This window comes from Jiella sp. M17.18, assembly GCF_041027365.1.
GTDB lineage: Bacteria > Pseudomonadota > Alphaproteobacteria > Rhizobiales > Rhizobiaceae > VKMB-3413.
Genome location: NZ_JBFTEH010000001.1, coordinates 406318 through 418909, shown reverse-complemented (window position 1 = coordinate 418909; position 12592 = coordinate 406318). Strand labels below are relative to the sequence as shown.

General features: G+C 69.3%; 16 protein-coding genes. 7 read left to right on the top strand and 9 right to left on the bottom strand.

The genetic code is table 11. The features are described 5' to 3' along the window. Window positions 1-127 precede the first annotated feature (127 nt). The 7 genes from AB5S17_RS02005 to AB5S17_RS01975 all read left to right on the top strand — a co-directional run bounded on the left by AB5S17_RS02005 (window position 128) and on the right by AB5S17_RS01975 (window position 6755). A complete protein-coding gene (locus AB5S17_RS02005) occupies window positions 128-811 on the top strand; it encodes a LysM domain-containing protein (RefSeq protein ID WP_369235592.1) in 684 nt (227 codons plus the stop codon). Window positions 812-932: 121 nt separating this feature from the next. Then, window positions 933-1847 (top strand): diaminopimelate epimerase, encoded by a 915-nt coding sequence (gene dapF, locus AB5S17_RS02000; protein ID WP_369235590.1) that lies wholly within the window; start codon window positions 933-935, stop codon window positions 1845-1847. Next, on the top strand, window positions 1847-3154 hold the full coding sequence (gene mtaB, locus AB5S17_RS01995; RefSeq protein ID WP_369235588.1) for a tRNA (N(6)-L-threonylcarbamoyladenosine(37)-C(2))-methylthiotransferase MtaB: 1308 nt from the start codon (window positions 1847-1849) through the stop codon (window positions 3152-3154). Before dapF ends, mtaB begins: the two co-directional genes overlap by 1 nt. Before the next feature lie 21 nt (window positions 3155-3175). Continuing rightward, a complete protein-coding gene (gene ftsY / locus AB5S17_RS01990; RefSeq protein ID WP_369235586.1) occupies window positions 3176-4963 on the top strand; it encodes a signal recognition particle-docking protein FtsY in 1788 nt (595 codons plus the stop codon). Window positions 4964-5048: 85 nt separating this feature from the next. Next, entirely contained in the window at window positions 5049-5714 is a 666-nt protein-coding gene (locus AB5S17_RS01985; protein WP_369235584.1) for a septation protein A, read from the top strand. A gap of 247 nt (window positions 5715-5961) precedes the next feature. Then, complete coding sequence (locus AB5S17_RS01980; protein ID WP_369235582.1) at window positions 5962-6246, top strand: DUF1778 domain-containing protein; 285 nt, start codon at window positions 5962-5964, stop codon at window positions 6244-6246. Continuing rightward, a complete protein-coding gene (locus AB5S17_RS01975; RefSeq protein ID WP_369235580.1) occupies window positions 6225-6755 on the top strand; it encodes a GNAT family N-acetyltransferase in 531 nt (176 codons plus the stop codon). The genes AB5S17_RS01980 and AB5S17_RS01975 overlap by 22 nt, the downstream gene beginning before the upstream one ends. Window positions 6756-6849: 94 nt before the next feature. Here AB5S17_RS01975 and AB5S17_RS01970 read toward each other — a convergent pair whose 3' ends face one another. The 9 genes from AB5S17_RS01970 to AB5S17_RS01930 all read right to left on the bottom strand — a co-directional run bounded on the left by AB5S17_RS01970 (window position 6850) and on the right by AB5S17_RS01930 (window position 12219). After that, entirely contained in the window at window positions 6850-7890 is a 1041-nt protein-coding gene (locus tag AB5S17_RS01970) for a DUF2332 domain-containing protein (RefSeq protein WP_369235578.1), read from the bottom strand. A 2-nt stretch (window positions 7891-7892) separates the two neighbouring features. Further along, window positions 7893-8456 carry an NUDIX domain-containing protein gene (locus tag AB5S17_RS01965; protein WP_369235576.1) on the bottom strand — a complete coding sequence of 188 codons (564 nt, stop codon included), beginning with the start codon at window positions 8454-8456 and terminating at the stop codon, window positions 7893-7895. Window positions 8457-8460: 4 nt separating this feature from the next. Continuing rightward, a complete protein-coding gene (locus tag AB5S17_RS01960; protein WP_369235574.1) occupies window positions 8461-8757 on the bottom strand; it encodes a type II toxin-antitoxin system RelE/ParE family toxin in 297 nt (98 codons plus the stop codon). 6 nt (window positions 8758-8763) lie between these two features. Further along, window positions 8764-9027 carry a type II toxin-antitoxin system ParD family antitoxin gene (locus tag AB5S17_RS01955; protein WP_369235572.1) on the bottom strand — a complete coding sequence of 88 codons (264 nt, stop codon included), beginning with the start codon at window positions 9025-9027 and terminating at the stop codon, window positions 8764-8766. Window positions 9028-9067: 40 nt separating this feature from the next. Continuing rightward, complete coding sequence (locus AB5S17_RS01950) at window positions 9068-9733, bottom strand: DsbE family thiol:disulfide interchange protein (protein ID WP_369235570.1); 666 nt, start codon at window positions 9731-9733, stop codon at window positions 9068-9070. Next, window positions 9730-9939: a heme exporter protein CcmD gene (gene ccmD / locus AB5S17_RS01945; RefSeq protein WP_369235568.1), complete on the bottom strand. Its 210-nt coding sequence runs from the start codon at window positions 9937-9939 to the stop codon at window positions 9730-9732. Before ccmD ends, AB5S17_RS01950 begins: the two co-directional genes overlap by 4 nt. A 10-nt stretch (window positions 9940-9949) precedes the next feature. Further along, window positions 9950-10711 carry a heme ABC transporter permease gene (locus tag AB5S17_RS01940; protein WP_369235566.1) on the bottom strand — a complete coding sequence of 254 codons (762 nt, stop codon included), beginning with the start codon at window positions 10709-10711 and terminating at the stop codon, window positions 9950-9952. 144 nt (window positions 10712-10855) lie between these two features. Next, complete coding sequence (locus tag AB5S17_RS01935; RefSeq protein ID WP_369235564.1) at window positions 10856-11788, bottom strand: NAD-dependent epimerase/dehydratase family protein; 933 nt, start codon at window positions 11786-11788, stop codon at window positions 10856-10858. After that, window positions 11788-12219 carry a hypothetical protein gene (locus AB5S17_RS01930; protein ID WP_369235562.1) on the bottom strand — a complete coding sequence of 144 codons (432 nt, stop codon included), beginning with the start codon at window positions 12217-12219 and terminating at the stop codon, window positions 11788-11790. The genes AB5S17_RS01935 and AB5S17_RS01930 overlap by 1 nt, the downstream gene beginning before the upstream one ends. Window positions 12220-12592 lie beyond the last annotated feature (373 nt).

The window sequence follows — 12592 nt, the reverse complement described above, 5'->3', positions numbered from 1 at the left end:
GCTTCGTGCCGGGTGTCGGATCATCTGCCGGCAAGGCGAAAGCTCCACGGCCGGCACGAGCGGCGGAACCTCCCGGGCGTCGGCGAATTCCTCGGCTATCCTTGCTGACATTCCCCGGGAGACCACGATGCGGACCTTCGCCCTCACTCTTGCGGCTGCCACGCTGCTGCCGGCCGCCGCGCTGGCCCAGGCGGCCCCGGCCCAGCCTTGCGGCAAGCAGGTCGAGGTCCAGCCGCACGATACGATCAGCGCGATCGCCGGCCGCTGCGACGTGTCGGAGGGCCTGATCCTGCGCGCCAATCCGGGCGTCGACAGCTCGGCGGACCTTCGGGTGGGCGAGACGCTCAGCTTGGTCGGACCGGTCGACCAGCTGGGTTCGATGGCCTCCGAGGCCGGCAAGAACATCGCGGGCGCTGCCAAATCGGTCGGCTCGAAGATCGAGTCGTCGGTCGGCAATTTCCTCGATCGCAACCCGCAGCTCAACCAGCATGTGCGCAGCCTCGGCCAGGCCGTCGGTCTCGGCAGCGACAACACTGCCGACGTCTCCCTCACACCGAACAGCGCCGCGCCCGGCGAGACGGTCACGCTGTCGGCGACCGGCCTGCCGAAGGACACGCCGGTGGTGATCGGCGGCGGGCTGCCGGGTTCGGCCTATTCGGCCCTGGACCAGGCGCGCACGACGCCGGACGGCACCCTGCAGTTGGCGATCAAGCTTCCGGCCGATCTGCCGGCCAACGGCCGCTACCAGATCAGCGTGCGCGCGCAGGACGGCGGCTGGAAGGCAGCGGCGCCCGTCATCGCCATACGGTGATCCCGGCGGCGATGGGGCGTGTGGCGTTCCGCCTCCCGCTGCGAGACGCTGAGGCGGGCGGCGAGGCCCGGCCGGGGCTGCGGTCCTTTCAATCGGAGCGACGATCGGCCATATAGCGGGCATGAGCGCCCTTGCCGAACAGGAAGCCGGGCCGTCCATCCCCTTCGCGCGGATGAACGGGCTCGGCAACGAGATCATCGTCGCCGACCTGCGTGGCACGACGGCCCGCATCTCGGCCGCCGCCGCGCGAGCGCTCGCCGGGGACGCGGCGACGCGCTTCGACCAGATCATGGCGATCCACGACGCCCGCCTCGAAGGCACCGACGCCTTCGTCCGCATCATCAACCGCGACGGCTCCGAGGCCGGCGCCTGCGGCAACGGCACGCGCTGCGTCGTCCAGGCGCTCGCGGCCGAGACCGGCCGGCGCGCTTTCGTGTTCGAGACACGCGCCGGGATCCTCAACGCTTCGGAACGCGAGGACGGGCTGATCTCCGTCGACATGGGCAGGCCGCGTTTTGCCTGGAACGAGATCCCGCTCGCCGAGGAGTTCCGCGACACGCGCGCGATCGAGCTGCAGATCGGCCCGATCGACGCGCCGGTGCTGCATTCGCCCTCGGTCGTCTCGATGGGCAATCCGCATGCGGTCTTCTGGGTGAAGGAGGACGTCTGGTCCTATCAGCTCGACCGCTTCGGGCCGGTGCTGGAGAACCATCCGCTCTTCCCCGATCGCGCCAACATCTCGATCGCCAAGGTCGCCGGGCCCGATCACCTGACCATCCGCACCTGGGAGCGCGGCGCCGGGCTGACCCGCGCCTGCGGTTCGGCCGCCTGCGCGGCCGCCGTCTCGGCCGCGCGCACCCGCCGCACCGGCCGCCGCGTCACCGTGACCGTGCCGGGCGGCGACCTCCTGATCGACTGGCGCGACGACGACCACGTCGAGATGACCGGCCCGGCGGAATGGGAATGGTCCGGCCGGCTTGATCCGGAGACCGGCGCCTTCATCCGCGACGAAGAGACGACCGCGGAAGCCGTCTGATGGGCATCGAGATCGTCACCTTCGGCTGCCGCCTCAACACCTACGAGGCGGAGATCATGAAGCGCGAGGCGGAGAGCGCGGGCCTCGGCGCGGGCGATCGTCAGGCCATCGTCTTCAACACCTGCGCGGTCACCGCCGAGGCGGTGCGCCAGGCGCGCCAGCAGATCCGCCGCGCCCGCCGCGACAACCCCGCCGCCCGGATCGTCGTCACCGGCTGCGCGGCGCAGACCGAACCCGCGCGCTTCGCCGAGATGGCCGAGGTCGACGCGGTGATCGGCAATGACGAGAAACTGACGTCCGAGGCCTATCGCGCCCTCCCCGACTTCGGCGTCTCCGCCGAGGAGAAGGTGCGCGTCAACGACATCATGAGCGTCACCGAGACCGCCGGCCACATGGTCGACGCGATCGAGGGGCGGGCGCGCGCGATCGTGCAGATCCAGAACGGCTGCGACCATCGCTGCACCTTCTGCATCATCCCCTATGGGCGCGGCAATTCACGCTCGGTGCCGATGGGCGCGGCGGTCGACCAGGTGAAGCGGCTGGTCGATGCCGGCTACAACGAAGTGGTGCTCTCCGGCGTCGACATGACCAGCTGGGGCGCCGACCTGCCCGGCCGATCGCGGCTCGGTGACCTCGTCCAGGCGATCCTGAAGCACGTGCCGGATCTGCCGCGCCTGCGCCTCTCCTCGATCGACAGCGTCGAAGCGGACGCGGCCCTCGTGGATGCGATCGGCTCCGAGCGCCGGCTGATGCCGCACCTGCACCTGTCGCTGCAGGCCGGCGACGACATGATCCTGAAGCGGATGAAGCGTCGGCACAGCCGCGACGACGCCATCGGCTTCTGCGCCGAGATGCGAAGCCGCCGGCCCGACATCGTCTTCGGCGCCGACATCATCGCGGGCTTCCCGACCGAGAGCGAGGCGATGTTCGAGAACTCGCTGAAGCTGGTGGACGAGTGCGGGCTGACCTTCCTCCACGTCTTCCCCTTCTCGCCGCGCGAGGGAACGCCGGCAGCGCGCATGCCGCAGTTGCCCAAGGCGGTGATCAAGACGCGGGCCGCAAGGCTGCGGGCTGCCGGCGAGGTCGCCCATGCCGGGCATCTCACGCGTCGCATCGGCACGCGGCAGAGCGTCCTCGTCGAGCGCGACGGGATCGGCCGCTGCGAGGACTTCACCCTGTGCCGCATCGACCGGGGCCTCCCCGACACGATCGTGGCCGCTACAATCGTCGGGGTCGAGGAAGGATCGCTCGCCGGACGCGCCGATGCGGGCGCGGATGCACCGGCCGAGCCGGCGCCCGCCCTCTGAACCAGGAATTCGACGAGCGACATGGCTGAGAAAAAAGGCTTCTTCCGGCGGATCTTTTCCTTCGGCTCCGACACCGAGGACCAGCGTGCGCCGGAACCCGCAGAGGCGCCGCGCCCGTCGGAGATCCAGGCCGGACAGCCCGAGGCGGCGGAGCCGGAGCTGGGGCCGCAGGCCGCGGAAACTGCGCTGCTCGACGAGGAGGCGCGCGTCCGGGCCGAGGAGGACGGCGGCGATGCGCCGCTCGAGCAGACCGACGAGCCGGCGCCACGCAGCGACGGAGCGTCCGAGCGACCAGACGCCGCCGCAGAGCCAGTCTCCAGCGCAGAGCCGCTGGAACTGCTCGAAGCGGCGGAAGCCGCCGACGCGGCCGCTGCCGCGGAGGAGCCGTCGGAGCCGCTGTTCGCGCCGGAGCGCACTGCCGATAACCCGCCTGAAGCGGCGCCCATAGAGGCCGAAGAACCCGGCGCCGACGACGGCGACTTCTCCTTCCTGGACGCGCCGCTGGAGCCGGTCGAGAGCGAGACCCATGAGCCCTCCCCCGCGGCCGAGGCGGCGGCTCCCGTGGTGGAGCCGGCGTCGGAGGACGATCATCTCGGCGTCGAGCCCGCAGAAGCGGAGGACGAAGACGAGGACGCCGACTTCTCCTGGCTCGATGCGGATCTGCTGCCGGACGAGGAAGACGAAGCGCCCGCACCCGGGAACCGGCGCGAGCCGATGTTCCCGGACGAGACGGAGGCACCGGCTGCCGCAGCCGAGACCTCCAGCGATTCCGCTCCCGCCGCTTCAGCAGCCACGGCGCGCCCGCCCCTCGGCGGCGATGCCGGCTTCCGCCTGCGCGAGAAGCCGGCCCAGACTCCGGAGCTTGCGGCCGAGGCCGTTCAGCCGGCGCGCGTGCCATGGCTCCAGCGCCTGCGCGAGGGTCTCTCGCGCTCGTCCAACCAGCTCTCCGGCTCGATCACCGCGCTCTTCACCAAGCGCCGCCTCGACGAGGACACGCTGCAGGATTTCGAGGACGTGCTGATCCAGGCCGATCTCGGCGTCGAGACGGCGATCCGCATTTGCGATCGGCTGGCCGAGGGCCGCTTCGGCAAGGAGATCAGCGGTGCCGAGGTGCGCTCGATCCTCGCCGAGGAGATCGAGAAGACGCTCCAGCCCGTCGCCCTGCCGCTGGAGCTGGACCTCGAGAAGCGGCCGCACGTCATCCTGGTCGTCGGCGTCAACGGTACCGGCAAGACCACGACCATCGGCAAGCTCGCGGCCAAGCTCACCCGCGCCGGCCTCACCGTGACGCTGTGCGCCGGCGACACCTTCCGCGCCGCCGCGGTCGAGCAGCTGAAGATCTGGGGCGAGCGCACCGGCTCGGAGGTCGTCGCCAAGCAGATCGGCGCCGATGCGGCCGGGCTCGCCTACGAGGCCTACGACCGGGCGCTGGAGAACGGCTCGGACGTCCTGATCATCGACACGGCCGGCCGGCTGCAGAACAAGACCGAGCTGATGGCGGAACTCGAGAAGATCATCCGCGTCCTGCAGAAGCGCGAGCCGGATGCGCCGCACACCGTGCTGCAGACGCTGGACGCGACGACGGGGCAGAACGCCCTCTCCCAGGTCGAGATCTTCCGCAATGTCGCGGGCGTCAACGGCCTCGTGATGACCAAGCTCGACGGGACCGCCAGAGGCGGCATCCTCGTCGCCATCGCCGGAAAGCACAAGCTGCCGGTCTACTTCGTCGGCGTCGGCGAGGGGATCGACGACCTCGAGCCCTTCAAGGCGAAGGACTTTGCCGGCGCGATCGCCGGGGTTGCCGGCTGACGAGCCCGGCGAAGTTCGACGGGCGGCGGCCGATGCCTCGCATTTGCCGCCAACGCCTCCCATACGGGCCCGCAAAGAGGTGTCCATGACCGATCACATCATCGAAGACGAACCGAACGCCCCGACGCGCAAGGAGGTCAACCCGCTCCTGAAGTTCGTCTTGGAACTCGGGCCGCTGGTGGTCTTCTTCTTCGCCAATTCGCGCGGCGAGGCCCTGGCGTCGGCCTTTCCGGTCCTGAAGGCGTTCGGCGGGCCGCTATTCGTCGCGACCGCGCTGTTCATGGCGGCGATGGTGATCTCGCTCGCCGTCTCCTGGGCGATCACGCGCACCCTGCCGCTGATGCCGCTGGTCTCCGGCGCCGTCGTCATTGTCTTCGGCACGCTGACGCTCTGGCTGCACGACGAGACCTTCATCAAGATGAAGCCGACCATCGTCAACGCGCTGTTCGCCGCCGTCCTGCTCGGCGGTCTCTGCTTCGGCAAGTCGCTGCTCGGCTACGTCTTCGACCAGGCGTTCAAGCTGGACGACGAGGGCTGGCGCAAGCTGACCTTCCGCTGGGGCCTGTTCTTCGTCTTCCTGGCGGTGATCAACGAGGTCGTCTGGCGCAACTTCTCGACCGACTTCTGGGTGGCCTTCAAGGTCTGGGCGACGATGCCGATCACCATCGTGTTCATGCTGACGCAGTTCCCGCTCATCAAGCGCCACGCCCTGGAACCGCTCGGCGGCAAGAAGGAACCGACGAAGAAGTAGGCGCGCCGACGCCTTCTGTCGCTGCAGGAAGTCAGGCCGCGTCCTCTCTGCGGCCAGCACGCGTCCGTATATGGCGGACGGGGGAGAATGGCCGACGCAGTCAGGCCCTGCCGGTTTCGTGGTACGCGATGCCTCTTTCGCTCAAGCGCATTTGTTCCCACATTGTCATTACGCCGGCGTCATGCTAGACATCGGCAGGTTTTCTGTCGATCGGTCCTCCGGTATCGCGACCTGATGGAGTTGCGTCATGGCGCTCACCAAGAAGCAGGAGAACTTCACCGCGCGCATCGCGGCGGATGAGCTGGAACTCATCAAGCGCGCCGCGCAGAGCTGTGGGAAGAGCCTGTCGGCCTTCGTCATCGAGGCCGCGACAACGAGCGCTCAGAAGACGCTGATGGACCAGCGCTTCATGCATCTCGACGCCGACCTGTTCGACTCCATCTCCGATACGATCTCCCGGCCGGCTCAGATTCATCCCGAGCTTGCCAAGCTCCTTCGGGATGGAAGCGAATGGGCGACTTCCGATCGCTAGGACTCTTCGCGCCGGAGCCGTTGACGGACGGCCACGACTTTCGGGACTTTTCCTGCGGGAAACCGAGTCTCGACACGTGGCTGACCGATATGGCGCTGCATAACCAGGCGGCGAACTACACGCGGACCTTCGTCGTCCGCACGAAGGACATGAAGGTCACGGCTTATTACGCTCTCTGCGCCGGCATGATCCTCCGCAAGGACGCCCCGAAGACGGTGTCGGCGCACGGTGCGCCTGGCGAAATTCCGATCGCGCTTCTAGCGCGGTTCGCTGTCCATCGCGACTTGCAGGGCCGCGGTATCGGCAAGGCGCTTCTTGCCCATGCCCTGCGCACCGCGGCCTCTGCCGCCCAGGCGGTCGCGTTCCGGGCCCTGGTTGTCGATGCGATCGACGAAGAGGCGGCCGCGTTCTATCGCAAGCTCGGCTTTCAGCCGACGAAGATCAGCCCGATGAAGCTGATCCTGCCGATGCAGGACGTCATGGCCGCGATGTTCCCGGACGAGGGCTGAGCCGGGTCTTCCGCTGCTTTGCGCCGGCGAAGGATCGCGAAAAACCGCCACCGGAGATCGCCGTGACGCAACTGTCTTGACAGGGGGAGCGGCCTCACCCCCGCCAGTCGAGCCAGCGGCCGTGATAGTCGATGCGGCCGAGGTGGCGCAGCGCTCCGTCGCCCGGCCAGAGCTGCAGCAGGAGCGCCGCGCCCGGTTCGCGGCCGTCCGGCTCCATCCGCAGCCAGGCAAGCGGCCGGTCCGCCGTCGCCTCCCGGCCCGCCCGCTCCATCATGTCGGTGATCGTGCGTTGCGTTTCGTTCGGCAGGTACTGCCAGACGATCGAGTGGAAGACGCAGAGGGTCGTGCCGTCGCGGCGCCGCTCCAGTGCAGTCTGGATGAAGTCGGTCCCGTCCGCCTGCTCCACGGAGACGTCCAGCGCTCGCGACACCTCGGTCGCGGCGTCGAGGCGCGCAAGGCGCTGCGGCTGGTCGGCCCAGACATAGCCGCGCAGCCGCAGGCGCGCCTCCGGGTCGGCGAGGCGGATCGGGCTGCGGTCGCAGCCACGGCGAGCCGCGACGGTGAGCTCGCCGGAGAGATCCGGCACGTCGCCGTGCATCTCCGGCTGCAGCCGCACCGCCGAAGCCGCATCGCCCCAGCTCGCCGCGCCATAGTCGTAGAAGAACCGGTCGAAGCCGAGGAGCAGGCCGCTGCTCGAGCCGATCTCGCAGAGCTCCAGCGGCAGGCGCGCCTCGCGCGCGACCGTGAGGAAGCCCGGCAGCAGGCCGGCCGCCCGCGCCACCTCGTTGGTCTGCGGCGGCGAATCCAGCATCGCGGCGATCGACCTGTCATGCGCCGCGATCGCCGCCCGAACCGCCGCGGCGAGTTCGGCATCTGCGGCCGGTTCCGGCGGATAGGCGGCAGCGAGATCCGCATCCGCCTCGGCAAGGACCAGACGATGCAGCGCGCCGCAGAGGCGCAGGGGAAGCGCGGCGTCCGGCCCATGCGTCCAGCCGGCGACGGCGCGGCCGGTCTCGGTCTCCCCGGTCAGGACCTGCGGCAGCAGCCGGCAGAGTCGCACGGTGAAGGGCGAGCCGAGCCGCTCGCAGCTTTGCGCCTGCTGCTCGAACTGATCCTTCACCGCCTCCGGCACCATCCTCACATCTCCCGTGGCGAAAGCCGTCGACCGTCCGGCATCATGTTTCCGGTGGCGCCTTCGGGATTCGCGAAGGGCACCGGCGCCGCACCGCCCGCCGCCTGGCGCTCGTGGTTCAGCGCCCAGTGCACCGAGGGGAAGGCGAGGTCGTCCCACGGAATCTCGTCCCAGCCAAAGACCGAAACATCGAGGCTCTCCGGCCCGGCGGAGAACGTCGGCTCGGCGAGCGTCGCCCGGTAGATCAGCTGCACCTGGCTGATGCGCGGCACCGAATAGACCGCCAGCAGCCGGTCGATGGCGAGAACCGCGTTCGCCTCCTCGCGCGCCTCCCGCCGGGCGCCCTCTTCCGGCGTCTCGTTCAGTTCGAGATAACCGGCCGGGATCGTCCAGAAGCCGGCGCGCGGTTCGATCGCCCGGCGGCAGAGCAGGACGCCGCCCTGGTGTCGCACGACGGAGCCGACGACGATCTTCGGGTTTTCGTAGGCGACGAAGCCGCAGGTGTCGCAGACCTTGCGCGGGAGGCTGTCGTCGTCGGGGGTGCGGAGGGAGAAGGACGGGTCAGGCATGGCGTCATAGATGGTCCGGCAGGTTCATCCGGGAATGGAGGATGCGGACGACATACATGCGGCCGTCCTCGCCGAACCGGAAGACGATGTAATGAGCGCCGACGAGCTTGCGCAGATAGCCGGCACGATCGGCATCGAACGCCTGCCCACGCAAACGGCCATCGGCGATCTGCTCGCACCCGTTCCGGAGCCGGCCAGCGTAGCGACGGGCCTGTTCCGGTCCGAACAGGCGCAGGCTGTCGCGGAAGATCCGACGCAGGTCGCCTTCGGCCCTCGCGGAATAGAGCGGCCGCTTCGCCACCGCTCCTCAGGTCCGGCCACGCTGATGGAACCGTTCCTCCGCCTCGATCTCGTCGAACATGGCGTCCCAATCGAGCTCGCGAAAGTCGCCGCTCGCTTCTCCCTCGTCGACGGCGGCCCCGAAGGCCTGCAGCCGGCGCTCCCGCTCTTCGAGAAGACGCAGGCCTTCCTGAACGACGCGGCTCTCGCTTCCGAACCGGCCGTCCTTCGCCTTCTCCTCGACGAAGCGGTCGAAGTGCTCGGTCAGATCGAATGACTTCAGTCGAGACATGGCGACGTGCTCCGCTGGACGACCGCGACCCGCAGGTCGCTCAACTCACCGGCCCGCCCCCGGCCTTCGGCTCGCGCTTCAGGGCCTTCGCCAGCGCCGGCATCAGGCCGTGTTCGATCGCGTCGGGGGTGAAGGGACCGGTCTGCTTGTAGAGGATCTCGCCGTCGGGGGAGACAAGGAAGGTCTCCGGAACGCCGTAGACGCCCCAGTCGATCGTCGCCTGCCCCTTCTCGTCGACGCCGATTGCGTCGTAGGGGTTGCCGAGCGTCGCCAAGAACTTGCGGGCGTTCTCCGGCTTGTCTTTGTAGTTCAAACCGACGAGGCGGAAGCGCTTGTCCTGCGCCAGCTGCATCAACAGCGGCTGCTCCTCGCGGCAGGGCGCGCACCAGGAGGCGAAGACGTTGACGAGCACCGGCCGGCCGTCGCCGAAGCCGGTGAGGTCGAGCCCCGGCATCGGCTTGCCGTCCGGACCGTCGACGCCGGAAAGCGGCGGCAGCTTGGTCTGCGGCGCCGTCTTGCCGATCAGCACCGAGGGCACCTCGCTCGGATCGCCGCCGGCGACCAGCTGCGTCAGGAACACCGCGGCGAGGCCGCCGAAGAAGACGACCGGCAGGAGGACAAGCCAGTTGCGCCGGCGTGCCGGCGTCCTCTCTGCGTCCGGCGAAGCGGGAGCCGGCGTCTCGCCCGGAAGCGTCTTCTCGCTCATCGGCCCGTCTCCGAAGGTCTTGCCGCGGCGGCCGCAGGCTGGCGCTCCCGCGCCGAGCGGCGCCGGATCCCCTGCGCCTCCAGCGTCTTCAGCGCGCGCCGCTGCATCCGCCCGTCGAGGAATATCCACAGGCAGAGGCCGATGATGCCGAGGGCGGAGAGGCCATAGGCCGAGGCGATGAAGCCGAAATAGTCGTGATGCTGCATGGCGCGCTCCTCAGTCTCCGGCCCGGCGTGCCGCGAGCTTCGACAGGGCCGCGACCCGTCGACGCAGGATCTCCGTGCGCATCGCCGTCAAATGCAAGGCGAAGAACAACAGGGTGAAGCCAAGCGCAGAGGTCAGCAGCGGCGTCAGGAACACAGCCGGCATGGACGGGCCGTCCATGCGGATCACCGAGGCGCCCTGGTGCAGCGTGTTCCACCAGTCGACCGAGAACTTGATGATCGGGATGTTGACGAAGCCGACGAGGACGAGGATCGCCGCAGCCTTGGCGCTCTTGCCGGGATCATCCAGCGCGCGGGTCAGCGCGATCAGGCCGAGATACATCAGGAATAGGACGAAGACCGAGGTCAGCCGGGCATCCCAGACCCACCAGGTGCCCCACATCGGCCGACCCCAGATCGAGCCGGTGATCAGCGCCAGCGCGGTGAAGACCGCGCCGATCGGCGCGGCCGCCTTGACCGCGACGTCTGCCAGCGGATGCCGCCAGACCAGCGTGCCGAGCGCCGAGACGCTCATCACCGTCCAGATCATCATGCACAGCCAGGCGAAGGGCACGTGGATGAACATGATCTCCACCGTCAGCCCCTGCTGGTAGTCCGGCGGTGCCGCGAAGCCGAGGCCGAGGCCGACGCCGATCGCGAGGATCGCCGAGCCGTAGAGCCAAGGCTGCACCTTCCCCGACAGCTCCAGAAAGCGGGTCGGATTGGCGAGGATGGCAAAGCGCGAGGGCTTCGCCGAAACGATGATGTCGCTCATGCCGGAACTCTACGGTCTCTCCCATCCGCGATCAAACGGCTTCTGGCCGGCGGGCGCTGCCGCCCGGCCGGTCGCCCTGGGCCTATGGCACCACAAGGCGGCGGCAAAAAGGGCAAGGCCGGGAATGTCGCGGGTCACGTCCGCTCACGCGGTCTCCGCCGGGCTGCGCAGCGCCTCGACGTAGCGTCGGACGCCCTCGGGAAACTGGACCTGCCGCTCGAAGCCGAGTTCGGCTTCGGCGAGCGCCTGCGAGAAGCCGCACGGGCCCTTCGGCGTCCACTCCGTCTGGGCGAAGCCGACGTCCAGCTCGGGCAGGACGGCGCGCACGATCTCCACCGCCCGGGCGAGCGACGCCGTCTTGCCGGAGGTCAGGTTGAAGATCGCCGAGCGCGTCTCGGCCGCCGCAGCGGCGCGGACCAGCCCCTGGACCGCATCGTCGATGAAGAGATAGTGGCTCGGGTCCTTCGGATGCCCGGTCAGCACCGTCCGCCGCCCGGCGATGGCGTTTCGCAGCAGCGTCTCCAGCTCGGTCGGCGTGCGCCGGCCGGGGCCGTAGATCCACGCCAAGCGGAGCGCGATCGCATCCAGCCCGTGCTCGCGCCGATAGCCGAGGACCGCCTCTTCCGCAGCGACCTTGCTGGCCGCGTAGACCGTGTCGGGATCCGGCGCCATGGTCTCGTCAGCGACGCCGCCGTGCCGGCTGCCATAGACGTCGATGGCGGAACACAGGACGGGGCGGGCGACGCCGGCCCGCCGGGCCGCCTCCAGCACGTTCGCGCTGCCGAGCGCGTTGATCCGCCAGATCGCCAGCGGGTCGTCGGTGCGCACCATCGGGCCGGAAATGCCGCCGCAATGCAGGATAGTGGCGAAATGCCCCTCACCCACCAGCGCTTCCACCTGCGAGAATTCGCTGACGTCGCAGCACGCCATCTCTCCCAGTCCGTCGCATCGCTTGGCGATGTCGGCCGCGACGATCTGCACGCCGCGAGCCCGCAGATGCTTGGCGACGGCGGCGCCGAGGAAGCCGGCGGCGCCGATGACGAGGACCCGGCCGAGGTCGCGCTGGCGCACCGGCATCACTTGCCTCCCTGAGATACGCGCGCCGGCTCGCCCATAGGGCGCAGCCGGCAACGGCCGGGACCGACGATCCGCTCCGCTGCCAGCCGGACCGCGCCCGCGGACTTCCCGCCCCGACGGATCTTCGGCGCGTCGATGCCGGAGATCCTGTCTTCGAGCCTGCGGCCGCGCCCGTCGACGATCGGATGTTCGGTCGCGGCGTGGAGCACCTCGATCTTCTTGTTCCGGCAGGCCTCCTGCAGCTGCCGCCCGTTCGAAAGCGCGATTCGCCGCGGCCGAGCAAGGTAACAGCTCCGGTCGGCGACCGAGGGACTCGCCGGCGCGCGGACGGGGCCCCGCTCGGACTGCGCGGCGTCGTTCTGAACATCAACAAAGCGGAACGCCGTTCGCTCCGGCTCCATCGTGATTTCCCGGCTCCAGGTCGCCGTCATCGTCATCCCCCTGACGTTGTCTGCGCGCCATTGCGGCACGCCCGTTCTAGAAGCAGGCGCGCCGTGTCACAAACGAAATGCGCATGCTTGCCTGCAAACGGTTCGCGAAGCGGAAGTCGGCGTTCTGCCAGGCGGCTGCCGCAGATGGCCTCATGGCCTCAAGGAGGAAGCGAATGCGCCGGATCTGATCCAGCGGCGCTGCGGCCCCGCTGTTGGTCCTCCGCGTGCGGTTTGGACAGGTCACGGCGCCGCCGACGATGCTCTGCGGGACTGGACCGGTCCGGCACGGTCGCCTTCGGCGGGATCACCCGGAGTTTGGAAGACCGAGCGCTCGCCAGCTCGGAAAGGCGGAAGCGCGCGCAAAAAAGACGGG